19 protein-coding genes are annotated in these 24785 nt (G+C 70.3%); 11 read left to right on the top strand and 8 right to left on the bottom strand.

Annotated features, from left to right (window positions below; all coding sequences use genetic code 11):
* Positions 1 to 11 precede the first annotated feature (11 nt).
* The 3 genes from K8625_RS29290 to K8625_RS29280 are packed head-to-tail and all read right to left on the bottom strand — an operon-like array spanning position 12 to position 4184.
* Positions 12 to 830, bottom strand: a complete 819-nt coding sequence (locus K8625_RS29290; protein WP_141324300.1) for an outer membrane lipoprotein-sorting protein — start codon at positions 828 to 830, stop codon at positions 12 to 14.
* Positions 830 to 2134: an ABC transporter permease gene (locus tag K8625_RS29285; RefSeq protein WP_223784549.1), complete on the bottom strand. Its 1305-nt coding sequence runs from the start codon at positions 2132 to 2134 to the stop codon at positions 830 to 832. Before K8625_RS29285 ends, K8625_RS29290 begins: the two co-directional genes overlap by 1 nt.
* Before the next feature lie 4 nt (positions 2135 to 2138).
* Positions 2139 to 4184, bottom strand: coding sequence for an FtsX-like permease family protein (locus K8625_RS29280; RefSeq protein WP_223784548.1), 2046 nt, complete (start codon positions 4182 to 4184; stop codon positions 2139 to 2141).
* 166 nt (positions 4185 to 4350) lie between these two features.
* Between K8625_RS29280 and K8625_RS29275 the strand changes: the two genes are divergently transcribed.
* A complete protein-coding gene (locus tag K8625_RS29275; RefSeq protein WP_223784547.1) occupies positions 4351 to 5841 on the top strand; it encodes a class I SAM-dependent methyltransferase in 1491 nt (496 codons plus the stop codon).
* Between the two features lie 114 nt (positions 5842 to 5955).
* A complete protein-coding gene (locus K8625_RS29270; protein ID WP_223747917.1) occupies positions 5956 to 6924 on the top strand; it encodes a fatty acid desaturase in 969 nt (322 codons plus the stop codon).
* 139 nt (positions 6925 to 7063) lie between these two features.
* Here the strand turns inward: K8625_RS29270 and K8625_RS29265 are convergent, their stop codons facing one another.
* From K8625_RS29265 to K8625_RS29245, 5 genes are all read right to left on the bottom strand, one after another.
* Positions 7064 to 7747: a LysM domain-containing protein gene (locus K8625_RS29265; protein ID WP_141324305.1), complete on the bottom strand. Its 684-nt coding sequence runs from the start codon at positions 7745 to 7747 to the stop codon at positions 7064 to 7066.
* Positions 7748 to 7924: 177 nt separating this feature from the next.
* Positions 7925 to 9091: a pyridoxal phosphate-dependent aminotransferase gene (locus K8625_RS29260; protein WP_223784546.1), complete on the bottom strand. Its 1167-nt coding sequence runs from the start codon at positions 9089 to 9091 to the stop codon at positions 7925 to 7927.
* A 21-nt stretch (positions 9092 to 9112) separates the two neighbouring features.
* On the bottom strand, positions 9113 to 10600 hold the full coding sequence (locus K8625_RS29255; RefSeq protein ID WP_223784545.1) for a class I SAM-dependent methyltransferase: 1488 nt from the start codon (positions 10598 to 10600) through the stop codon (positions 9113 to 9115).
* Positions 10601 to 10610: 10 nt separating this feature from the next.
* The gene (locus K8625_RS29250) at positions 10611 to 11639 is read right to left on the bottom strand and encodes an ABC transporter permease (protein WP_223784638.1); all 1029 of its coding nucleotides are present in this window, start codon (positions 11637 to 11639) and stop codon (positions 10611 to 10613) included.
* Positions 11639 to 12589 (bottom strand): ABC transporter ATP-binding protein, encoded by a 951-nt coding sequence (locus tag K8625_RS29245; RefSeq protein WP_223784544.1) that lies wholly within the window; start codon positions 12587 to 12589, stop codon positions 11639 to 11641. The genes K8625_RS29250 and K8625_RS29245 overlap by 1 nt, the downstream gene beginning before the upstream one ends.
* Before the next feature lie 100 nt (positions 12590 to 12689).
* On the opposite strand from K8625_RS29245, the gene K8625_RS29240 reads away from it, so the two are divergent.
* From K8625_RS29240 to K8625_RS29200, 9 genes are all read left to right on the top strand, one after another.
* The gene (locus K8625_RS29240; RefSeq protein ID WP_141324309.1) at positions 12690 to 13511 is read left to right on the top strand and encodes a lysophospholipid acyltransferase family protein; all 822 of its coding nucleotides are present in this window, start codon (positions 12690 to 12692) and stop codon (positions 13509 to 13511) included.
* Positions 13508 to 14452, top strand: coding sequence for an SDR family oxidoreductase (locus tag K8625_RS29235; RefSeq protein ID WP_223784543.1), 945 nt, complete (start codon positions 13508 to 13510; stop codon positions 14450 to 14452). The genes K8625_RS29240 and K8625_RS29235 overlap by 4 nt, the downstream gene beginning before the upstream one ends.
* A 63-nt stretch (positions 14453 to 14515) precedes the next feature.
* On the top strand, positions 14516 to 15712 hold the full coding sequence (locus tag K8625_RS29230; RefSeq protein WP_223784542.1) for a cupin-like domain-containing protein: 1197 nt from the start codon (positions 14516 to 14518) through the stop codon (positions 15710 to 15712).
* Between the two features lie 207 nt (positions 15713 to 15919).
* Entirely contained in the window at positions 15920 to 17170 is a 1251-nt protein-coding gene (locus K8625_RS29225) for a DUF559 domain-containing protein (protein WP_223784637.1), read from the top strand.
* Complete coding sequence (locus tag K8625_RS29220; protein ID WP_223747910.1) at positions 17157 to 18275, top strand: hypothetical protein; 1119 nt, start codon at positions 17157 to 17159, stop codon at positions 18273 to 18275. Before K8625_RS29225 ends, K8625_RS29220 begins: the two co-directional genes overlap by 14 nt.
* 21 nt (positions 18276 to 18296) lie before the next feature.
* On the top strand, positions 18297 to 21875 hold the full coding sequence (locus K8625_RS29215; protein WP_223747909.1) for an AAA family ATPase: 3579 nt from the start codon (positions 18297 to 18299) through the stop codon (positions 21873 to 21875).
* A gap of 50 nt (positions 21876 to 21925) precedes the next feature.
* A complete protein-coding gene (locus K8625_RS29210) occupies positions 21926 to 23377 on the top strand; it encodes an anthranilate synthase component I family protein (protein ID WP_223784541.1) in 1452 nt (483 codons plus the stop codon).
* Positions 23374 to 23943, top strand: coding sequence for an aminodeoxychorismate/anthranilate synthase component II (locus tag K8625_RS29205; protein WP_223747907.1), 570 nt, complete (start codon positions 23374 to 23376; stop codon positions 23941 to 23943). Before K8625_RS29210 ends, K8625_RS29205 begins: the two co-directional genes overlap by 4 nt.
* A 12-nt stretch (positions 23944 to 23955) precedes the next feature.
* A complete protein-coding gene (locus tag K8625_RS29200; RefSeq protein WP_223784540.1) occupies positions 23956 to 24780 on the top strand; it encodes an aminotransferase class IV in 825 nt (274 codons plus the stop codon).
* Positions 24781 to 24785: the final 5 nt, after the last annotated feature.

The following is a 24785-nucleotide window of genomic DNA, read 5'->3' as shown; positions in this document are numbered from 1 at the left end:
CGGGGGCCGCGTTAGCGGAAGCGGCCCTCCAGCCACGTCTTGGTGAAGATGTTGGGGCTGAGCGGCGCCAGCTCCACCTCGTCGTAGCGCACGGTGAGCTGCGTGCCCTCGGCCTCCTCCACCTCGAGCACCTCGCGCATCAGGTACACCGGCCGGTTGTCAGCGGCCGGGTCGAGAATCTTCTGGTAGCCGCGGATGACGTCGGTGCGAAGCGTCCGGCCCGAGGGCGCGTAGCCCACGCGCTTGACGATGTTGTAGTCGGGGTCCACCCAGACACGCAGCTGCGGGAAGGACGCCTCCATGCCCGGGCGCACCTTGAGGAACAGCTTGCGGAACTTCGTGCCCGCCGCCGTCTCCTCACCCTCGTCCTGCACCTCGTAGGTCTCCAAGAGGTGCGAGCGGTCGAAGTCCTCCTCGCAGGAGATGGTGTTGACGATGTTGCCGCGCGAGGTGGTCCGCTGCCAGTGACCCACGGACGGGTCGTACTCCCACAGGTTGCGGCCGATGCGCAGGTAGCCGCCACCCGCCATGTTGCGCGGCTTGGTGATGTAGATGAGCAGGTCCTTCGACGAGTCCCGGCGGAACACCAGCATCTCCAGCAGCGCCTCGGTGCCGTCCTTGCGCTTCTCGCGCAGGCGCACCGTGCTCTTGAAGTCGCTCTTGAGCGCCATGCGCGCATCCACCCGCCGGATGACCTCCTCGGCGGACACGGCGGCCTTCGACTCCGCGGCCTTCGGCTCGGCGGGCTTCTCTTCCTTCTGCGCCGCCGGGGCCAGGGGCGCGAGCGACAGGGCGAACATCACGGCGAGACGGCGGATGGATGTCTGCATCACAGGGACTCCATGGCGGACCGAGGTGTCAGCGAGGCGGCACGCGCCGCCGGAATGAAGGTGGCAACCCCCGCGCCCACGGTGACGAGCACCACGGCGAGGACGCACAGCCCCATGTTGGGCGTCAGGGGCAAGGTGCCACTGAAGAACAGGTTGGCGATCTCTTCGTGCAAGGGCACCGCGCCGCGCAAGGCCACGCACAGCACCGAGGACACCACCACCCCCAGCGCCGAGCCCACGAAGCCCAGCAGCAGCCCCTCCGTCATGAAGAGGGCCACCACGCTCCGGCGCTGCATGCCCATGGCGCGCAGGGTGCCAATCTCCCGCGTGCGCTCCCGCACCGCGACGCTGAGCGCGACGAAGAGGCCAATCACCACCAGCACCAGCACCACCAGGCTCACCAGCACCGCCAGCGCCGTGAGGCCCAGCGTGACGAAGGACATGAACGAGGACTCGTCCTCCCACGTGCTGACGTCCAGCTTCTGGCCCCGCCAGCCCTCGCGCAAAAGCAGCATCTGCTTCTCCGCGTAGGACTGGTTCGCGGCGGGCAGCACGTCGAAGCCCGCGCCGCGCAGGGAGTCGCGCAGCGACGTGCCCAGCGCGTCCACGTCCACCGGCGTGTCACCGCACACCACCTGGAGCACACCCGCCGAGCCCGGCTTGAAGCCGTCCAGCTCCCGCAGCGTCTCGTTGGAGACGAGCAGGCCGGCGGACTCACCCAGCAGGCCCGCCTTCTCGGTGATGGCCACCACCTCCACGTCCAGCGCGTTGCGACGACCTCCGCCCACCGGCTGCGCGAAGAGCGTGGCCAGGTCTCCCGTCTTCACCTGGAGCCGCTCGGCCAGCGTGGTGGAAACGGCCAGGGTGCGCGGCCGCGCGAGGTCCTCCAGCCGGCCGGACGCCACGCGGAAGCGGGCCAGGGAGTCCTTCTCGCTCGCGACGTCCATGCCCACCAGGAAGGAGCCCGTGCGGCGGCGCCCCGCGCCCGCGAGCGCGAAGCTGCGGCCCCGCTCCCGCAGGTAGCAGCCTTGCGGCACCTGGGGCTCCAGCACGCCGCGCACCTTGCCGGCGTCACCCACCACCGGCGCAATCGAGTCCGGGTGGACCTTGAAGAAGCCGCCCACGTTGAGGTCGCCGGTGAGGAACGTGGTGACGGCCTCGCGCTGGGCCGTGGCCACCCCGGCCGCCAGCGACGACACGGCGACGATGACGCCGCTGGCCGCGGCGGTGATGCCCAGCAGCAGGAGCACCCGCTCCCGGTGGGCGAAGAGGTTTCGCAGCGCCAGATGCAGAAGGGAGAGCATCGCCTCAGTCCTCCCTCTTTCGCATCGCCACCGCGGGAGGCACCGCGCTGCCCCGCCACGCGGGCACCAGCGACGCCACCACCACCACGCCCACCACGCCCAGCCACACCCCCAGGCCCTGTCCCCACGACAGCCGGGGCATCAACACGGGGCCGCCCATGAAGAACTGGAGCGCCTCGTCGGTGACGGAGATGCCATCTCCCATCGACCCGAACAGCAGCAGCGCCGAGAGCGCCATGCCCACGCCCGCGCCCAGGCCTCCCAGCAGGAGCCCCTCCATCAAGAGCGAGCCGAACACGTCCCGCCGCTGCATGCCCACCGCGCGCATCGTCCCCACCTCGCCCACGCGCTCCTGCGCGAGCAGCAGCAGCGTGCCCGCGGAGACCAGCACCACGAACAGGCACAGCATCACCGAGAAGGCCAGCAGCACCACCCGCGTCATGCCCACCACGCCGCTGATGAAGCCGCCCGCGGCCTCCCAGTCCACCGTGGCCAGCGGCGCCGAGGCGCTCGTGCCCTCTTGCACCACGACCTCGGCCACCCGAACGGGGTCCGCGTCCGGAGCCACCACCACCGCGGCCTGGAGCACGCTGCCTCCGCGCAGCTCCGTCGCGGAGAAGGTGTCCGGCCAGGCGCGGGCGCGCGGGAAGTCGGGGATGTCCGTCGCGCGCGCGGGCACCGTCTCCACCTCCACCACCGTGGCCGGCTTGAGCTGGTCCACCTCCGCCTCCGACAGGAAGTCGAGCCCCAGCGACTGGGCGTCTCGCTTCGCCTCCTCCACCATGTCCGGCGACAGGCGCCCGGACAGGTAGCGCGCGCTGACCAGGTCCATCAGACTCAGCGTGTTGACGCGGCTGGTGTCCCCGCCGAGTCCCCGGAAGCGATACGTGCCCCACACCTTGAGCGGCACGCCGTTGACGAGCGAGTCCAACCCCTTGAGCACCACCGTGTCCCCGGGCTTCACGCGGTACAGCGGCAGCAGGGGCGCCAGCTCCGCGTAGAAGACCTGGTGACGGGCGGCGAAGTTTCCGTCGTCCAGTTGCAGGAACTCGCGCCACAGGGCCTCCGGCTCCCCCGCGTACCCCAGGACACGCTGGAGCACCGCGCGCGCGGCATCGGAGCGCTCCGCGTCCACGCGGGCCAGCAGGTCCGGCAGCTCCGCCGAGGCGCGCTCCACCAGCGTGCGCAGGCGCTCGTCCTCCGCGAGCAGCGCGCCCCGGTCCAGCTCCCGCTTCAGCTCATCCAGCCGCGCCGCCACCGGCAGCTTGAAGCGCTGCTCGTAGAGGCCGTGGCCCAGGAGCAGCCCCCGGTGTCCCTCGGGCGGCAGCGTGCCCGTCACCATCTCGAAGCGCGGGAAGGCGCGGGCGAACTGGGACAGGTCGCTGCCCAGGTACTCGATGTCGATGGACTCGCCCTCGCCCACCTGCCGGGCGACGTGGTTCTCCAGGTACTCGAGCGCCACCAGGGGCTCGGCGCGGAAGCGCTCCCAGAACGCGGGCTTCGATGTCTCCTCCAGCGCCGCGCGGTCCATGCGCGCCTCGTCGGCGGTGAGGAAGGCCTCCGTCTGACGGTCCGCGTCGCGCGCCACGTCGCGCAGCGTGCGCTCCAAATCGGTGGCCAGCCGCGAGAGCCGCGCGTCGCGCTCGGGCGAGGGAGGCTGACGGGCCACGGCGCGCGCGGTGGAGAGCTTGTCGTCCAGGTAGTTGCCGCGGAACGTCGCGGCCATGCCCACCTCGAGCGGCACGACGTCCTGGACACCCGGTGTCTGTCGCAACCGGGTCTCGAGTGACGGGTAGTCGGGCAGCGGCATCAGCACCGGCGCGCCCGTGGGGCCCGTCACCACCACGGCCTTCTCGGCGGACTGGGAGTTGTAGACGAGGAAGTGCCCCGCGCCGCTCTCGATGACGCTGCGCTGGGTGCCCTCGGAGATACCGGCCACCATCGCGAGCCCCAACGCGAGCAGCAGCGCGGAGCCGAGCGCCAGCAATGCGACCACCCAGCTCCGAGGCCGGGCCACGACGCTCTGAAGCGCGAAGGACAGCAACGTCAATGGAGACTCCTCGCGATGCGGACCCTGCACCCTCGCCCCAGCGGGGCGGGCGGGCGTCCTCGACCGGACGTGGAGCCCCCGACGATAGAGAACCCACCCGGGCGATACAAGCGATGCGCCCCGCCGGGTTGCGCGACGCGAGACGACCGGACCAAGCTGCGAGTGCATGTCGGCCACCCCCAGCCCCTCCCTCGCGCAGTCGGTCCACTTCTGGGCACGCAACGCCGCGAACGAGTCCGCGCTCCTGCGCGCCTCGCTCCGCCTGGGCCTCTTCGACGCACTGCCGGTGGAGGGCACCACCACCGCGTGTTCGCTCGATGCCCTGGCCACCGCGACGAAGTCCTCGCCCCGCGGGCTGCGCGCCCTGCTCGAGCTGCTCGTCTGCCTGGGCTACGCCTCCCTGGATGACACGCGCCGCTTCGCCCTGACGCGTCATGCCGCGACGTTCCTGCGCGACGCCACCTTCCTCGAGCGGCTGCGCGCCGAGCTGCCCTGGTGGGGGCCCCTGTCCCTGCTCGACGAGGCGGTGAAGCGGGGCGAGCCCGTGGAGCACGAGGGCCAGCGCTGGGACGTGCTCGGGCACTACCGCGCGATGTTCCTGGAGGACACGCGCGCCAAGGCAACCGCCGGGAGCGCGGAGGACTTCTTCGACCGCTTCGCCCGGAGCGGCGCGCGCACGCAGGTGCTCATCACCGCGGGGAGGCTGGGCCTCCTGGAGCTGCTCGCGTACGCGCCGCGCACGCTGCCGGAGCTGGGCGCGGCCACGTACCTGAGCACGACGGGGCTGCGCGTCGTGGTGGAGGTGCTGGAGGCGCTGGGGCTGGTGACGCGCGAGGGCGAGACCTTCGGGCTGAGCACGGAGGCGAAGCGGCTCCTCGACGGCAAGGCGCTGGCGTACCTGGTGCGCTCGCTCAGCGTGTCCGCGCAGTACACCGAGGCGCTGGGCCGACTGGACGAGACGGTGCGCGAGGAGCGCTTCATCCTGGACCTGAAGGACCCGGAGGTGAGCCGGCGCTTCTACGCGGACAACTCCAATCAGATCACCGCGGTGTTCGCGTCGCACTTCCAGCTCAGCCGCAAGGCGGCCACCACGCTCTCGAAGGCGCACCCGCTGGAGGGCGCGGCGGTGCTGGACATCGGCACGGGCTCGGGCGTGTGGGGCGCGGCCTTCGCTCGCGCGACGCCCACCACCCACGTCACCTACTTCGACCAGGGCGTGGTGCTGGAGCAGGTGAAGACGAACCTGGCGCGGCTCCAGGTGGCGGACCGCGCGCGCTTCTGGCCTGGGGATTTGTTCACCCACGACTTCGGCGAGGCGGCCTTCGACGTCATCATCCTTCCCCAGGTCTTGAACGTGCTCAGGCCGGAGAGCCTGCCCGGCCTGTTCGCGCGCGTGGCCCGGGCGCTCAAGCCGGACGGCGTGCTGCTCATCGCCGAGTATGTCTTGAACGAGCGGCGCGACGGTCCGCTGGACCACCTGTACTTCGGTCTGCGGCGGTTCATGACCAACGAGGGGGATTTGCTGTCCGCCTCCGAGTACGGACAGCTCCTGCAGGCGGTGGGGCTGTCCTCGTCCGTGTGCATCCCCCTGCCCACACAGGAGATGATTCTGGCGGCCCGGCCCGGGGTGGAACTGCCCTCCCGACTGGCGGACTGAGCACGCGCCGCGTCAGAGCCAGGGATTTCACGGCCCCTTGCTTGCTCGTGGCGCGGCACCCCGACTACCGTTCCGACTCCCCCCGCGTTCGAGCAAGACCCCTGAAAGGTCCTGATGCGCGCAGCGCCGCAGCTCGACAGCCCTGACACCCAGACCTCACCCGAGACGGGCGAGCGGGGCGGGTCCATCGCCGCGAAGCTCCGTGGACGGTTCGCCCGACGGGTGGCCTCGCTGGGCTATCACTCGCATTCCCTGCCGGGCGGCGTGGGACATCTGCTGTTTCACATCGGTCTCGGCGCGGGCGCGGCGCTCGGGTGCGCGAGCCTGCTGGCGATACATCCCTGGGCGGGCTGGGTGCTCTACCCGCTGGTGGCCTTCTTCATCGGCACCCGCTTCCGCGCGCTGGGCAACATGCTGCACGAGGCCTGTCACGGCATGTTCGTGCGCGGCAAGCGCCGCAACCGCGCGCTCGGCCATGTGCTGGCCATCATCGACTGGACGGCGCTGGAGCCGTACACGCGCGAGCACTTCACGCACCACCTGCACCTGGGGGATGCGCAGAAGGATTTGGACTTCGCGCCCCGCCGCCGCTTCGGCTTCGCGGAAGCCGACCGGCCGTTCGTGAAGGACCATCTGCTGCGGCCGCTGACGCTGATGCACCTGCCCGCGTTCCTCAAGCCGGTGCTCTTCCACCGCGCGGACCCGTGGATGGTGACGCTCGCGCGGTGGGGCTTCATCGCGGGGCTGGCGGCGCTGGCGCAGTGGGGCATCGGCTGGAAGGCGTTCGCCCTCTTCTACGTGGTGCCGTACGTGGTGCCGTACCAGGTGATTCGCTACTGGTCGGACGCGGTGGACCACGCGGGGGTCATCGGCTCGGCGGATGAGTTCCACCGCTCGCGCAATCACATCTTCGCGTGGGGCTGGCTCAACCGGGTGCTCTTCCCCCGGCATGACCAGTACCACCTGACGCACCACCTGTTCCCCGCCGTCCCCACCGCGTTCCAGGGCCGCGTGCACCAGCTGCTGCTCGAGGACGCGGACTACTCGGCCAGGGACCACTCCTTCTCCGCGCTGCTGCGGTAGCGAAGCCGAGGGCGCAGCGAGCCCCGAGGGCCTCACCGCTCCGGGGCCCCCTGGCTCCAGGCGTCACGCCGAAACGCAAAAGCCCCGGCCCCCTGAAGGGACCGAGGCTTTCTGGAGCATCGCCGGTGTGGGCCGGGCGCTACTCGATGGGCATGAACACCTTGAAGCCGGTGCGGCCGCTGTTCGTCGTGTTGCGCTCGATGAAGTCGCTCGCGGACGAGTGGCCGTCGCCCAGGGTGATGGCGGTGTGGCCGTAGATGCTGCCCAGGCGCGTGGAGGTGCTCTCCCACGTGAGGACGAGGCCCGGAATCTTCAGCGCCTCCTCCAGCGACATGTTGACCTGCTTGAACTTGTCGCGCGGCAGGTTGTTGTCGATCTGGTTGCCGTTGCCGGACACGCCGATGCCGTACGCATCGCGGATGGCGCGGCTGACGCCCGTGGCGCACAGGCCCTGGCTGTTGTAGCCGCCCATGCCCATCGCGGCGCGGCGCGCGGCATCCGCCAGCCGGGACATCCCCGACGACGCGCTGCTGGGACCCACGCCCGTGGGACCGCCCACGTCCTGGCCGCCCGTCGGACGACCACCGCCGCGGAGGCCCTGACGCGAGCCGCTCGGCTCGAAGGTGTCCTTGCCGGAGTAGCCCACCTTCAGGGACGCGCCCGTGAAGATGAGGTCCTTGTTCGCGATGTTGTTGTCGCGCGCCAGCTTGTCGACGGTGGTGCCGAACCGAGCCGCCAGCTTCGTGAGCGTGTCGCCACGCTGAATCACGTAGTCCTTGGGGGTCGTACGGCGCTCACGAGGATTGATCCGGTAGTTGGCCATAAAAGCTCCTGCCCTATTCTCGGGGTTCCCCTGGCTGAGTTGCTGATCGCCCCGCAATTCTCTGCCTGTTTACAAAATTGTGAGATTTCTACCCGGGCTGTAGAGCAGCCCCCGTCTCCGCGAGAGATTTCCAGACGGAGAGTGACAAATCTCCGCGCGTATTCACTCCGAGAGGGTTCACGGCGCGGTGGCGCGCTCAATCACCGCGAGCGCTTCCGCGAAATGGGCGGGCTCGGCGCCCAGTCCCAGCCGGAAGCCGTGGCCCCGTTCCAGCGGGTGGCTGCCGTTTGGATCTCCCACCTCCATGGCGCTCAGCGGCAGGACGAAGACGCCCTCCGCCGCCAGGGCCTCCAGCCGCGAGGTGAAGGCCGCGGGCTCCAGGGCCCCCTTCACGCCGATGCAGGTGACGAGGCCCCCTTGGGGCGCGGTGCCGTACACGCCCCGCGAGCGCTCCAGGAACGCAGCCAGGGTGCGCCGGTTCTGGAGCCAGTCCTCGCGCGCCCGCTTCAGCGCGGGGCTGTGCAGGTCCTTGAGCACCTCGTACGAAATCCACTCCGTCACCGGGTTCACCGTGTGCGTCGTGTAGTTCTTCTCGTTCTGCATCCGCGCCAGCATCGCCGTGTCGCCCACGCACCAGCCGATGCGCAGCCCCGGACAGCCCAGGCACTTGATGAACGAGCCCGTCACGAACGAGCGCGTGCCCGGCCGATACACCGTGGCCCCCAGCACCGCGTCCTCGGAGGACAGGAAGCGGTAGTGCTCGTCGCCCACCACCGTGGCCCCGTTCGCGTCCGCCCACTTCGCCACGGTGTCCAAGAGGCCCGCGTCCAGCACGAGGCCGCTCGGATTGTGGGGCGTGTTGAGGATGACCACGTCGGGGCGCTCGCGCTCCAGCCGCGCCACCCAGTCGCCCGCGTCGATGGACGGCCGGCCTCGCTCGTCCCAGCGCACGGGCAGCTGCACCACCTGCGCGCCCTGCTGCATGGGCAGCTCATAGAGGAGCTGGAACGCGGGCCACGCCAGCGCCACCTTGCGCGGACGCAGCTGCCGGAACAGCAGCAGCAGCGCCTCGCTGGTGCCCGTGGTGATGAGCACGTTCTCGCGCGTGGCGCCCGGGTGCATCGCGGCGACCAGGTCCCTCAGGTCCGCGCGGCCCCAGTTGGGGCTGTCACGCAGCAGCGTGGACAGGAAGACGGCCGAGGCCTCGTCGGGGCTCACCCCCGAGCCCGTCAACAGCTCGCCCACGGTGACGGGACGGCCTCCGGACTCACCCAGGTTGTAGCGCGCGGTGAACCGCGAGCCCTCCAGATAGTCCTCCATGAAGAATGAGCGCAGCGGTTCCATCTCGACTCCGGATGTGAGGACTCAGGCGGCCGGCACGGCGGCGACTTCGGGCCAGGCGACATCCCCGCGGTGCGCCACCACCACCTGCTGGATGGGCATGTCGAACGCTCGCGCCGCGGTGAGGCCCACCGGCGAGAGCAGCGCCTGGAACTCCGGCAGGGACAGCACGTCCCCTTCATTGGACACGTAGCGCCGCAGCGCGAAGTAGAGCGCGTCGAGCGGCCCGTCGCGGCGGTCCGTCAAGAGATAGCCGGAGATGAGGAGCAGTCCGCCGGGCTTGAGCGCCCGCGCGAGCTTCGCGAAGAAGCCCGGCAGCGCATCGGGCGGCAGCGCGGGGATGATTTGCGGCAGGAGGATGACGTCGTACTCCGCCTCGCCGTAGTCCACCGAGAGGCAGTCCCCCTCCCACAGCCGCGAGCGCGCCTCCAGCTTCAGCTTCGTCAGGTGCGGGCGCACCGCGTCCAGCACGTGCACCGAGTCCAGGTACGTCACGTGCGTCGTGGGCGCCGCGAGCCCGAAGGCCGCGCCCCACACGCCCGAGCCCGTGCCCACGTCCAGCACCCGCGCGCCGGAGAGCGAGCGCATCTGCCCCACCAGCTCCGCCGCCTTGCGGCTCAGCCGGAGGTGCGAGCCGAAGATGCCGGAGATGCGCGAGGCGTTCTCCTGGTAGATGCGGCGCGCCGTCTCCGGGTCCCTCAGGTCCAGGCGGAAGCGCTGCTCGCGCACGGCCTCGCCCAGATGTCCGAAGGCCTCCCAATACGCCATGGTCGCCGGCAGCGCGCGCTGGAAGTACGGCAGGCTCGTGGCGTCGAGCATCCGCGCCGCCGCCTCCGTGAAGGACCAGCGCCCCGCCTCCTCCCGCGCCACGCCCAGCGAGGCGAGCACGCCCAGGAGCACGCCCAGCCCCTCCGGGTGCACCTTCAACCCGGCGGCGAGCTCGTCGCGAGGCGTCGCGGTCTCCACCAGCCGCGTGAGCAACCCCAGCTCCGCGGCGGTCACCAGCGCCTGCGTGCGCGCGAAGTTGCGCGCGTACCGGTCGAAGAACTCCTCGGCCCGCGCGTTGGGCGCGGCAGGCGACGGCTCCAGGAACAGGGCGCGGAACCACCCCAGCAAATCCCGCCCGTCCACCGCGGCGCCGATGCGCACCGCCTCGGGCAGCTTCGCCACCACGTGCCACCAGTCCGGCACCGCCCGCAGCCGCGCACGGAACGACGCATCCGCGAGGAACGCGGCCGTGTCCTCCGCGAGCAGATACCCCTGGCCCTCCTGGAACAACACGAAGCCCAGGCCCACCAGCGGCTCGAGGATGGCGCGGACTCCGCGGCGATTCGCGCCCAGGTGCTCGGCCAGCGAGTCCAAGGACAGGGGCCACGCGCCCGGCCCCGCGGAGAGCTGTCCGAACAGCCCGAGCGAGAACGCGGCCTGGAGCGCCGCCGACTCGTTGCTCGCGTCACGGCCGAGGAAGTTGAGCTGCTGCACGAAGGCGGGCGACGCGGGAGGCTTCGACATGGACTCTCCTTCAGACCCAGCGGAACCAGCGCAGCGCGACCACCAGGGGGAGCACCGTCCAGGCCGCGAGCACCCACATGGCCGGCCCCAGCGCCATCAACGACGTCCCCTCCAGCATGATGGCGCGCAGCGAGTCATTGAGCGCCGTCAGCGGCAGCGCGTGGATGACCGGCTGCAACCAGCCCGGGAAGTTGTCCGACGCGAAGAAGACGCCGGACAGGAACAGCATCGGCATGGACACCAGGTTGACCAGCCCGCCCACCGCTTCCTCGTTGTGCGCGCGGATGGACACCAGCAGCGCCAGCGAGGCGAAGCACATGGCGCCCATCAGCCCCATGCCCAGCAGCGCGACGTAGCTACCGAACATCGGCACCCCGAAGAGCCAGCGCGCGAAGGCGCAGAAGAAGGCGACCTCCAGCACCGCGAAGGCCGTGCGCCCCAGCAAGAAGGCCAGGAAGAAGTGCGTGCGCGACATCGGCGTGCCCGCCAGTCGCTTGAGCAGCTTGCCGCCGCGCATGGACACCAGCGGCACCGCCAGCGCCCACAGGCTGGAGGACATCAACGACATCCCCAGGAGGCCCGGGATGAGGAAGTCGATGTAGCGATTGCCCGGCTCCGACACCGGCGTCGTCCGCACCGCCTCCAGCCGAGGCGCATCCGGCGCGCGCGACAGGGCCTGCATGACGAGCAGTCGCGCCGTCCTCCCCTCCGCCTGGCTGGGGTCCACCAGCGCCTCGGGCTCCGGCGTGCCGGGCACCAGCACCAGCATCACGCGCCCCCGGGCGAGCTGACGGCGCGCCTCGAGGAGCTCCAGCGTCTCCACCTCCAGCTCCGGCGTGCCCACGAGCCGGGCGGAGAGCTCGGTGGCCCCTTCGCCCTGCGCGATGGCGACGCGCACGGGCCCGAGCGACTCGTTGCGGAAGGCCAGCCCCAGCACCAGCGTGGTGACGATGGGGAAGACGAACGTCCAGAACAGCACCTCGGGCTGCCGCCACAGCACCCGCAGGCGCATCAACACCAGCTCACCCAGCGAGCCCATCACGCCGCCTTCTCCTCGTTGCCCTCGCGCAGCGAGCGCCCCGTCAATCCGATGAACACGTCATCCAACGTGGGCCGCCGCGTGGACAGGTGCTTGAGCTTCGCGCCGGACGCCTCCACCTCGCGCAGCACCCACGGCAGCGCCTCGTGCAGCGCCCTCACCCGCAGGGACAGCCGGTCCGCGTGACGCTGCGCGCAGACCACCGCGGGCAGGGGCGACAGCCGCTCCAGGTCGAGCGACGGCTCCGCCTCCAGCTCGATGACCTGCTCGGCCCCCAGCGACGCGACGATGTCCCCGGGCGTGCCCCGGCTGATGACGCGCCCCCGGTCGATGATGACCAGCCGGTCGCAGAGCACCTCCGCCTCGTCCATGTAGTGCGTCGTCAACACCACGGTGCGCCCCTTGGCCTTGAGCGTCGCCACCACGTCCCACAGGGCCCGGCGCGACTGCGGGTCCAGGCCCGTGGTCGGCTCGTCCAGGAAGAGCAGGTCCGGGTCTCCCGCCAGCCCCAGCGCCAGGGCCAGCCGCTGCCGCTGGCCGCCCGACAGCTTGCCCACCCGGGCGTGCCGCTTCTCGCCCAGCTGCACCATGCCAATCAGCTCCTCGAGCGGCAGCGGGCGAGGATAGAAGGACGCGAACAGCCGCACCGTCTCCTCCACCGTGAGCTGCTCCACCAGCTTCGTCTCCTGGAGCGTCAGGCCGATGCGCTGGCGAAGCCTCGTCGCGTCGCGCCTCCAGTCCAGCCCGAGCAGCCGTACATGACCGGAGGTCGGCTCCTGGAGGCCCTCGAGAATCTCGACGGTGGTCGTCTTGCCGGCGCCGTTGGGGCCGAGCAGGCCCACGCACTCGCCGCGTCGGATGTCCAGGTCGATGCCGTCCACGGCGGTGACGTCGCCGAAGCGCTTGACCAGTCCCTTCACCTCGATGGCGAGCTCGTCTGGGGATGTCATGGGGGGAGTGGGCGGCAGTATGGCCCAAGGCGGGCCTGGGCCCAACGGCGCGCGCGTGGAATGCGGCGGGCCGCGTCCGGGGGTGCTACGGTCCGCCGCCGTGGCCCTGAGCGACGGATTGGATGCGCGGGTTGACCGGCTGGAGTTGCCGTTCAACGAGTACGGCGTGGACCCGTACGGAATCTCCCGGAAGCACGTGAGGGATGCGCTGCGCGTCTTCGCGCTCATCTACCGGTACTACTTCCGGGTGCGCTGCCACGGCATCGAGCACATCCCCGCCCGGGGCCGGGGCATGCTCGTGGGCAACCACTCCGGCGGAGTGGCCGTGGACGGCGCCATGGTGCTGACGTCCACCCTGCTGGAGATGGACCCGCCCCGGCTCGCCCAGGGCATGGTGGAGCGATTCCTCCACAAGTTCCCCGTCTCCTCGCTGTGGGCCAGCCGCACCGGCCAGTTCACCGGCCTGCCCGAGCACGCGCGGCGGCTGCTCGAGGACGACCGGCTGCTCATGATTTTTCCCGAGGGCGCGCGCGGCACGGCGAAGCTGTTCCCGGACCGCTACTCGCTGGTGGACTTCGGCACGGGCTTCGTGCGGCTGGCGCTCCAGACGCGCTCGCCCATCATCCCGTTCGCGTTCCTGGGGGGCGGCTCGGCCATCCCGACGGTGTTCAACGCGTACACGCTGGGCAGGCTGCTGGGGGTGCCGTACGTGCCGCTGACGCCGTACCTGCTGCCGGTGCCGCTGCCGGTGCGGCTGGAGATCCACTATGGCGAGCCGCTCGTCTTCCGGGGCACCGGGGACGAGGAGGACCACGTCATCGAGGGGTATGTGGCGAAGGTGAAGGAGCGCATCGCGGGTCTCATCGAGCGCGGCCGGGCGGGGCGACAGCACCGCGGGCTGGCCAGAAAGCTGCTGCCATGAGGGTGCTCATCCCGGGTATCTCCGGAGGAATCGCGCGCAAGCTGGCGCTGCGGTTGAAGCGGGCGGGCCACGAGGTGGCGGGGGTGGACATCCGTCCGTGGGACACGGCCCAGGAGGCGGACATCCAGGTGTTCCGTGGCGACGTGCGAAAGCGCGTCGCCGAGGACGTCTTCCGCCGCTGGCGCCCGGACGCGGTGGTGCACATGGCCACCGTCACGGCCTTCACGGTGCCGGGCGCGGAGCGCGGGCGCATCAACCTGGACGGCACCAAGGCGGTGTTCGACCACTGCGCGACGCACGGCGTGAAGCAGCTGCTCTTCGTCGGGCGGCACACCTTCTATGGCGCGGCGCCGGACTCGCCGCTGTACCACTCCGAGGACGAGCCGCCGCGCGCGCTGGAGGCCATCCCGGAGCTGGCGGACCTGGTGGCCGCGGACCTGTACGCCGCGACGGCGCTGTGGCGCCTGCCCGAGGTGACGACGGCGGTGCTGCGGCTGCCGTACACGCTGGGCGCGCCGGGCACGGGGACGCTGGCCTCGTTCCTCAAGGGGCGACGGGTGCCGATGGTGCTCGGCTATGACCCGCTGTTCCACGTGCTCCAGGAGGAGGACGTGGTGACGGCGCTGCAGCTGGCGCTGGAGAAGAAGATCCGGGGCATCTTCAACGTGGCCGGGCCTCCGCCGATTCCGCTGTCGGTCATCGTGCGCGAGACGCGGCGCACGGCGGTGCCGCTGCCGGCGCAGGTGCTGTCGTTCCTGTTGGGACGGGCGGGCTTCCCGCGCCTGTCGGTGGGGGCGCTGGACCACCTGCGCTATCCCATCGTGGTGGACAACCGGCGCTTCCTGGAGGCGACGGGGTTCGAGTACCGGCACAGCGTGGCGGACACGCTGCGCATCTACCGTGAAGCGGCGCCGCCGCCCGTGTCCGGGGGGCTCATCTAGGGCCCCCGCGTGGACGTGGTAGCGTGAGGGCCCCCTCGTGCCGCGAGTTGGAGCCCCATGCCGATGAAGCCCCTGCCCTTTTCCGCCAGGCCGGTCCGCAGGCTGGAGCGTCCGTCGCTCGAGGAGCTGCGGGAGTGGCACTACCGTGAGCCGGTCATCGTCCGGGGGCTCCTGGACGCCTCGGGGGCGCTGGACGCGTTCCGCGCGCAGGGGACGTTGGACGGGAAGCTCGCGGTGCTGGAGGCGCAGTTGGGGGAGCGGCCTCAGCATTACTTCTGCGTGTTGCCTCCGGAGTCGGGCGGGCACTACCGGCCCAAGCTGGTGGTGAGCGACGCGGAGGGGGGCGTGGCGGTGATGCCCGAGCAGGGCAGCTTCGCGGACTTCGCGGACCGGCTGAAGGCGGCGGTGCGCACGGGCGAGTACGTGTACATGCAGAACGGGATGCTCGAGCAGTCCCACGTGCGAGAGAAGCTGCGGTTCGACTTCCTGTCGTTCAGCGACCCGCTGGGGGTGGAGAGCAAGTTCTGGGTGGGCTCGGACGGGCAGGTGGTGAACCTGCACTACGACGACTGCATCAACTTCATCTGCATGTTCGAGGGCACCAAGCGGGTGACGATGTTCCCGCCGGAGCAGTTGGAGAACCTGTACCACGCGCCGCTGGACGTGCTGGGCGGCGGGGCGCCCACGACGCCCGTGCACCTGTTGAACCTGGACCTGGAGCGCTTCCCCCGGTTTCGCACGGCGATGGAGCACGCGTGCGTGGCGGTGGTGGAGCCCGGGGAGGCGCTGCTGATTCCGCCCTTCTGGTGGCACCACGTGGAGTCCTTCGGGGCGATGCATGTCATGGTGAACAGCTTCATCACCACGATTCCGTCCACGGCGACGCTGGAGCTGTGGAAGGACCTGTCGGCGGGCATCCGCGCGCTGGCGAAGGCGACGCCCGAGGAGCGGAACCGGGAGCGGGAGTTGTTCCGCCGTCGGGTGTTCGCGGGGGGGGAGGTCTCGGTGTCCTCGGCGCTGGCGGAGCAGGCGCGGGTGACGTTCCAGAAGCTGCCGGGTTCATGGCGTGAGCATGTGGCGCGGCTGTGGGAGGCGTTCGCCTTCCAGACGCACGGGGCGCCGTTCGAGGAGACGGCCGGCGGGCTCGCGGGGCTCATCGAGCGACAAGCGGGACAGCTCACGCTCTATCCCAACGCCAACATGCTGGCGGAGATGCCGGATGTGATGGAGCTGCCCGCGGGGGACCCGGCGCCGCGGTAGGGATTGCGCCCCTGACGAAGACAGTCACTCCAGTCCATACCACCACGGGGTGAGTCACTCCTCGCATCGATGTCGTGACAGACCCGGCGGGCGGTGTGAGACATTGGATGCACCGGGTCTCGCCGCTTGCAAGGAATGACATGAAGGGCGCAGGCTCTACCCGGTGTGACGGGTCCATCTCCGGGGACCCGTGGGGGCATGGGCTTGGTGACAACCGCAGACACCGCTCTCCTGGACTCGCTGGACCGGCATGCCCGGCGCCGTGCGGAAGGGATTCCCACCCTGAGCGCCCTGGTGGGCGACCCGGAGCGCGCGCTCCGGCTCTGGACGGAATGGCTCCACCGCAGCGGCTTGAAGGCGGCCTTCGCCCAGAGCGAGGACCTGCGCTCCACCGTCGCCGCCTGGGCCACCCAGCTCGCCCGTGAGCGCAATCTCTTCCGAGACGCGGAGAGCTACGTCGTCTTCTCCCAGCGCGCCATCTCCTCCCGCGAGCTGCACTTCGAGGGCAAGACGCAGCACGACCGCCGCGTCCTCTTCGAGCGACTGGAGCCGCCCCACGCCGAGCCCGTGACGTGGGCCCTGTGCCGACAGCTGCTCGAAGCCCCGGAGCCCGCGCCCCCAGGCACGCTCCCCAACGAGGTCCGTGAGGCCATCTCCCACGACCCGCTCCGCGTCCTCCACGCGCTGCTGCTCATCATCCCCGAAGGCCGCGCCCCCGCCCTCCACCTGGCGCTCTCCCCTTCCGACCCGCGCAGCCTCCGCACCGCGACCGCCATCTGCTCCGCGGCACCGCTGCTTCACGTCGCCTGCGTGCTGCCACCCGATGCGCTCGAAGGCACCCGTGGACGCAAGGACTCCCACGCGCTCGCGATGATGCGGGAAGGGTTGCTCGAGCTCCCGGACCCTGTCGCCGTCACCTCCGAGCAGGGAGCGCCCGTCGGCGAGCTCGCGTCCCCTCGACGTGCATCCTCGAAGAAGAAGGCTCCGGCCTCACAGCCGGAGCCCCACGTCGCGCCGCCGTTGCTGGAGCGCTTCCGGGAGAACGCGGAGGCCATGGTCGCCGAGCGCGAGAAGTCCGAGGCCCGCGCCCGCAGCAAGATGGAGCACTTCTTCTACCACGACATCCTGCAGGTCCATCCGGCCACCAAGGACGTCTTCACCCTCAACGCCAAGGTGGAGCTCGGCGAGGGCAAGCGCCCGCTGGAGGTCGACCTGCTGAGCCGCGAGCTGCGGCTCGCCGTCGAAATCGACGGCCAACACCACTTCCTCGACCCCGAGCGGTTCCGTCGGGACCGACGCAAGGACCTGGCGCTCCAGCGCATCGGCTACTGGGTGGCCCGCTTCCTCTACGAGGACCTGCACCCTCACTGTGAAGACATCTTGAAGACCCTCGAATCGCTCATGGAGGCCCGGCGGCGAGAAGCCACCGCGCAAAGGACAACGCATGGACAGCCCTGACAACCGGTTGGCGGGACTCGCACTCACCTGGCTCGCGCCGCGTCCACAACGCAGCGGCACCCGCACGGAGCTCGGCAATGCCCTGCGCCCCTTCGTGGAGCACCGCCTCTCGCGCCCCGAGTGGAAGGCCCGACTCGACGCCGTGCTGGAGCAGCTCCTGCGCGATGAGCTCGTGGCCGCGAAGAAGAAGGCGGGCCTGACGCTCACCAGCGCGGGGATGGAGCGCGTCCTCCAGTTCCTGCGCCTGGAGCAGCTTCCCAAGGGGCTCACCTGGAAGAAGCTCAAGGCCACCTACCTCCTCGCGAACAGCCTGGACGTCGCACCTTCCAAGGCCACGCTCACCCGCCTGAACGACGCGGATGGCGTCCGCGCGGCGGTGCTCGCCCGGCACCATCCCGAGGTCGGAGAGGGAGAGCCGTCCCTGTCGCAGATTCGGGACAGGCTGCTCTGGCGCCAGTTGGGTGTGGAGACGGAGCGGCCGTTCTCCCTGGGTGCCGTGCAGGCCCACCTGCTCGGCAAGATGCTCGACACCGAGGTGAAGAATCCGCGCAAGGCCGTGGAGCAGCTCGCTGCCCGCGCCGCTGGGGCACCTCGCGCCGACGCGGAGATTCTTCGCCTGACGCTGCTGCGGCAGTGGTTCCTCCCTGAGTCGTCCACCGCGGCCGCGAGCGACACCCGGTCTGTGCCCCAGCGAAACACCGCGTCCACGCGCGAGGCTGGGGCAACGCCCCAACGAACCCCAGCGCCCACGCGAAACACCGTGCCCTCACGCGACACCGGGTCCGCGCCCAATCAAGCCCCCGCGCCCGCCGCGCCGCCACCCTCGGTCCTCGTGGAGTCCTTCGCCGAGCATGTGCTCTCGGTGGCGCGGGCCCTGCCCACGGGCCGCTTCGGGCGCGACAAGGTTTTCATCTCCCACGTGTGGCGAGCCCTCCAGCCCGAGTGGAGCAATCGCGAGGCGTTCGACGCCGCGCTCCTGGAGGCCAACCGCACCCAGCATCTGTCACTGACGCGTGCGGACCTCGTCTCGGCCATGGACCCCAAGGACGTCGCCGAGTCCGAGGTGCGCTCCTACGGCGCCAGTTTCCATTTCGTCGTCGTCTGATTCGTCCTTCCAGGAGCGCCCATGTCCCGCGACCCTCGACTCGAGGTCTTCCTCTCCGACGGCGGCGAGGTCTTCAGCAGCGTCCAACAGGGCCAGTACCTCTGGCAGCCCGACCCGTTCGACGTGGAGACCCTCAACCCCGCCGCGCGCCGCGCCTTCAAACGCCTGTTGGACCGGGCAACGTCGTCACCTGCTCCCGACACGGGAAAAATCCTTCTCCTGCTCGGAGAGTCCGGCAGCGGCAAGACGCACCTGGTGCGCGCCTTCCGCAACGCGGCGCACGAGCAGAAGCGCGGCTTCACCGGCTACATGCCCATGACGGTGGATGCGGCGCACTACGACCGGTACATCCTGTCCAACCTCATCGACTCCATCGATCATCATCCGTACGACGTGGCGCAGGATGACGACAGCGGAATGATGTACCTGTCGAACCTGCTGATGGCTCAGTGCACCAGCCTCTTCGCGCCGCTCATCGAGCCCGAGGAGAAGGTCCTGGAGGACGACGAACTCCACGGCACCGTCCGCGCGGTGGCGGACGATCTCCTCTCCGACCCGCGCTTCCGCGGCGTCGAGGTGGACCTGCTGCGCGCGCTCATCTACTTCCAGCGCCGGGACCCGCGCATCAACCGCCGCATCTTCAACTGGCTGCGCTGCGAGGACATCACCCCCGAGGACCGGAAGGTCATCGGCGAGTTGGTCCCACGCACCTCCGACGACGCGCCGGCTCGCATGGTCGAGCAATTGGGCCGCGTCATGAGCGCGCTGGGACACGCGCTCGTGCTGTGCATCGACCAGATCGAAGACATCAGCGACTTCGAGCAGCGCCCCCAGGCTGAGAATGCCTTCCGCCGGGCGATAAATACCCTGGCATCCATCGCCGGCAAGGTGCCCAACGCCATCGTGGTCATCTGCTGCCTCTCCGATTATTGGGAGAAGATGCGCCCGCTCCTCACGCGGGCCATGGTCGACCGCGTCGAGAACGACCCGGACCCCGTGACGCTGGAGCGCACTGTCAGCGCGGCCACCGCTCGCGACATGGTCGCTCGGCGCCTGCGCTTCCTCTACGAGCAGCGCGGCGTGCAGTACCGCCCCGAGGAGCCCACCTACCCCATTCCTCCCGAAGGCTTCGAGAAGCTCGCCGGCCAGCGTGCCCGGGACGTGCTGAACGAGTGCCGTCGCTACCGTGAGAAGGCCATCGAGCTGCAGCGCCTGCCGGACACCTTCCCGCTGCCGAGTCGAGACGCGCGTCCACCGGCCCCTCAACCTCCCGCTGGCGTCGACATGGACCGGATGTGGACGGACTTCCGCACCGCCTACAAGGAGAAGCTCCCCGAGGACGCGTCCGACATCACCGCCCTGCTCGCGTGGGCCGTCGAGATGGGGAGCGAGGAGATGGGAGGCTCGCCTCGCTTCGCTGTGAAGACGCGCAACGGAGACGACCTGCTGGACGTGGCCGTGCACCCCTCCGGCAAGAAGCTCGTCCTCGCGCTCTGCGAGCGCCGTCCGCACGGAGGCGGGTTGGGCCGGCAGATGAGCGAGGCCCTCACCGCCGCGAGGGGGAAGACTCCGGTGCTCATCCGGACCTCCGACTTCCCATCGTCCACGGGGACCCTCGTCTCGGACGCCTTGAGCAAGCTCATCCGGCAAGGCGGGCGACGCGTCGTGCTGGGCGACAGTGACCTCCGCGAGCTGGTCGCCCTGCGTGACTTCCGTGCCCTGCACGTCGGACAGGCGGCGCTCGCGGAGTGGAGCCGCGCCGCGCGTCCCGTCACCCGACTGAAGTCCATGGGTGACATCCTTGGACTGGAGCCGCTCGGCCCTTCGCTCCCGCCTCCAGGCCCCGCGAAGGACCCGGTCGCGCGGGAGTCCGAGAAGCGAGAGACCAAGGCAGCCGAGGTGACGCCTCCGCCCGTGTCACCTCCCGCCCCCGTCCACGTGAAGAACGAGAACAACTTCGTTCCCCGGCAGTCGGGCCTGTTCTCGGACGCCATGGTGACGACGACTGCGACGCCGACACCTCGCAACGCATCAAGCCCTTCTCCCGCGCCGACGACTCCCGCGCAGTCCTCGAAGCGTCCTTCCGGGAAGGTCGCCACCGTCACGCCGCAAGCGAGCACCCCACCCGCCGCGGGTCCGAAGACGGCTGCCACCGAAGATGACGACACGGACCTCTCGACGATGAAGCCCGTGAGCAATCTGCTGCCCGACCCGGACCCCAAGCCCGTCCAGAAGCCCGAGGCCCCCGTCAACCTGGTGCGCAAGCCCCGCCCGACACCCGCGACAGGCACCCCCGCTGTCCCGAACGTGGTGCTCACCGGCCCCCTGCGCCTGGGCGTCTCCGAGGGGCTGCTCCCCCAGAACGTCATGCTCGACACCTCCGAGCTGACGAAGCACAGCGCCTTCCTCGGTGGCTCGGGCAGCGGCAAGACGACGCTCGCGCTCAATACGCTGGAGCAGCTCCTGCTCCGAGGCATCCCCGTCATCCTCGTGGACCGGAAGGGCGACCTCGCCGCCTACGCCCGCCCCGAGGCCTGGGAGGAGCCCATCGAGGACGCCACGCTGCGCGAGCGGCGCCGACTCCTGCGTGAGCGCGTCGACGTCGCGCTCTACACGCCGGGACGCTCGGATGGCAGACCGCTCGCGATTCCCATTGTCCCCCAGGGACTGGAGACACTCCCCGCCGAGGAGCGCGAGCAGGGCGTCCAGCAGGCCGCGGACGCCATCGCCGGCATGCTCGACTACCGGACCAGCCCCAACGACAAGGCCGCGAAGGCCGTGCTCGCCCAAGCCCTCCGGCTGCTGATGAGCCAGTCCTTCGGGAAGGAGGTCACCCTCGAACTCATCCAGCAGTTCGTCATGTCGCAGGACCCCGCGCTGCTGGAGGCCACGGACGGAATCCCCACGAAGACCCACGCCAAGCTGGCCCAGGACCTCAGCGTGCTCCGCATCAACCTGCGCACGCTGTTGGCCGTGAGCGGTGAACGGCTCGACCTGGATGAACTGCTCGGGCGCGGCGTCCACGGTGTGCCCGGTCGCACGCGCTTGAGCATCATCAGCACCAAGTTCCTCGGGGACAACTCGCGCATCCTCTTCTGGGTGTCGCAGCTGCTCCTGGAGACCCACCGCTGGGCCAGCCAGCATCCGTCACCGAAGCTCCAGGCCGTGATTCTCTTCGACGAGGCGGACATGTACCTGCCCGCGACGAGCAAGCCCGCGACCAAGGAGCCGATGGAGAGCCTCCTCAAGCGCGCGCGCTCCGCGGGCCTCGGCATCATGCTCGCCACGCAGAGCCCGGGGGACTTCGACTACAAGTGCCGGGAGAACGTGCGCATGTGGTGCGTGGGCCGGGTGAAGGAGGACAACGCCCTCCGGAAGCTCCAGCCCATGTTCACCGAGGCGCGCGTCGACGCCGACGCCAAGCTCCCTGGACAGAAGGCCGGCCAGTTCCACGTCCTGCGCGAGGGCAAGGTCCAACAGCTCAAGGCGGACCGCTCGGCCATCAGCACGAACCAGCTCTCCGAGGACGAGATCCTCCTGTACGCCCGCAAGTCGCGCGAGGCTCAGACGGGTGGTCCCCAGAGCACCGGCACGTCCTGAACCACCGCCGGATGCCCGTTCCTGGACTTCCTGCTAGGAAGCCCCCCGGAATGAGCACCCGGCCGCTTCCGCCACCGTTGGACCGCGAGCGCTTCGATGCGCTCGTGGCCCAGGGCTTCAACCAGGTCCCCGTGTATCGACGGTGGGACATCGGTGCATCGCGGCCCGTGGACCTGCTGCGCGCCCTCCCCGCGCACCACCGCTTCCTGCTTGAGAGCACCCGCGTCAGTGAAGAGGGGCGCTACTCGTTCCTCGGCGCGCGCCCCTTCCTGCGCTTCGTCGCCAAGGGCCCCAGGTGCTTCATCGACGACGTGCCCCAGCCGGGTGCGCCCCTGGACACGCTGCGAGCCCTGTTCCGTCGGTGGCGCGGCCCCCGCATCGACGGGCTCCCGCTCTTCCTCGGCGGCGCCGTCGGCTTCTTCGCCTACGAGGCCAACCACTACTTCGAGAGGCTCCCCGTCCACCCGCGCGATGACCTGGCACTGCCGGACATCGCCCTGTCCTTCGTGGACACCTTCCTCGCGGTGGACCACCTCGAAGGGCACCTGCTCGCCATCGCCACCGGCTCGGATTGGGAGGACTGCCAGCGCCGCCTGGACACCCTCGCGTCCATCGTGCGCCAGGCCACGCCCACCTCGCCTCCCGCCCCCCCCGCCGCCGATGCACCCCTCGCGGAGCCGCGCTCCAACTTCACGCAGCAGGGCTACCTGGACGCGGTGGAGCGCGTGCGCGAGTACATCCGCGCCGGAGACACGTATCAGGTCAACCTCTCGCAGCGCCTCGAGGTCGACTTCCCGGGCGAGCCCCTCGCGCTCTACGAGACCCTGTCCGCCACCAACCCCGTCCACTTCGCCAGCTACCTCGAAGGCGACGGCTTCCACGTCGTCAGCGCCTCCCCCGAGCGGCTGGTCCGCGTCGAGCACGGACGCGCCATCACCCACCCCATCGCGGGCACCCGCCGCCGGGGCACGCCCGAGGAAGAAGCCCGCTTCGTCCAGGAGCTGCGCACCAGCGAGAAGGAGCGCGCCGAGCACGCCATGCTCGTGGACCTGGAGCGCAATGACCTCGGCCGCGTCTGCGCCTACGGCACCGTCGAGGTGACGAAGCTGATGGAGATCATCGAGTACGCCCACGTCCTCCACATCGAGTCCGAGGTGACCGGGCAGCTCACGCCCGACACCGAGCCGCTCGACGTGGTCGGCGCGCTCTTCCCCGGCGGGACCATCACTGGCGTCCCCAAGATTCGCACCATGCAGCTCATCACCGAGCTGGAGCCGCACGCTCGCGGTCTCTACACGGGCTCGCTCGGCTACGTGTCCTTCAACGGCGACCTGGACCTGAACATCGTCATCCGCACCCTGCTCGTGAAGAACGGCCGCGCCTACGCGCAGGTCGGCGGGGGCATCGTCCACGACTCGCAGCCTCGCCAGGAGTTCAAGGAGACGCTGAACAAGGCGCGCTCCCAGCTCCTCGCCCTGCGCGCGAGCGGAGCCACGCGATGATCCTCCTCATCGACAACTTCGACTCGTTCACCTTCAACCTCGTCCAGGCGCTCGGCGCGCAGGGCGCGAAGCTGAAGGTGGTGCGCAACGACGCCGTCACCGTGCGCGACATCGAGGCCCTCCAGCCCGAGCGCATCGTCATCTCCCCCGGCCCCGGGACGCCCGAGGATGCGGGCGTCTCACTCGAGGTCATCCGAGCCTTCGGCGGACGTGTCCCCCTGCTCGGCGTGTGTCTGGGCCACCAGTGTCTGGGACAGGTCTTCGGCGCGAAGGTGGTCCGCGCTCCCGTCCCCGTGCATGGGAAGACGGCCGAGGTCCAGCACGAGAACCAGGGGGTGTTCCAGGGACTCCCACGGCCCTTCGTCGCCGCGCGCTATCACTCGCTCGTCGTGGAGCGGGAGGGCCTGCCCGAGTGTCTCGAAGTGACGGCCTGGCACGAGGGGCTCATCATGGGCATGCGGCACAAGGCGCTGCCCGCGCTGGAGGGCGTCCAGTTCCATCCCGAGTCCTTCCTCACCACCCACGGGCCTCGACTGCTCGCCAACTTCCTGGCGGCTCGGCGCTGACGGAGCCACACCATGTTCTCCACCGTGGCGGTGAACGGCGAGGTGAAGCGCTGGGAGGACCTGCGCCTGCACGACTTCGCGCAGGGCTTCTTCTTCGGCGCGGGCTTCTTCACCACCTTCCGTATCGAGGACGGCGCCCCCCTCTTCCTGTCCCGTCATCTGCGCCGACTCACGGCGAGCCTCGCCGCTCACACGGACACCGTCCGCGCGCCCTCGCCCGAGCTGCTGGAGCCCGCCTCCGTTCGTGACACCCTGCGACGCTGCCTCGCCGCCGACCCGCTGCTCGGTCCCCGCTTCCAGGGCATCGGCAAGCTGTCCGCGAGCGATGGGCAGCTCCTGCTCACCCTCCGGCCCCACGCTCCCGACGCCGAGCGACTCCAGCACGAGGGACGCGCCATCCTCACGGTGGAGCACGGCGCCTATCGTCACGGGGAGACGTCTCCGAACCACAAGGGCTTGTCGTACTTCCGGCAGTTCTCGCGGATGCAACAGCTCCCCGTGCTGGCCAACGAGCTGGCTCACGCGTGCGAGCTGCCCACCGCGAACCTCTTCGTCCTCTTGGACGGCGCGCTCGTCACTCCGCCGCTCGATGCGCCGTGCCTCCCCGGTGTCATCCGCGCGGTGCTCCTCGATTCGGGCTCCATCGATGGAGTCCCCATCATGGAGCAGGCGCTTCCCCTCGCGCGGCTCGCCGAGGCGCGTGCAGGTGTCTTCACCAACGCCGCGGTGCTGGCCACCGGAGTCCCGCGCCTCCTCGGCCACACGTTGCCCGAGAGCCTGTCACTCGCGGCGAGGCTCCGGGAGCACATCCTGACGATGGCATCACGCGAGGACTGAGGCAG

Origin of the sequence: Myxococcus sp. AS-1-15 (assembly GCF_020037055.1) — a bacterium.
GTDB classification, from domain to species: Bacteria; Myxococcota; Myxococcia; order Myxococcales; family Myxococcaceae; genus Myxococcus; species Myxococcus fulvus.
This window is presented reverse-complemented; position numbering and strand designations above follow the sequence as displayed.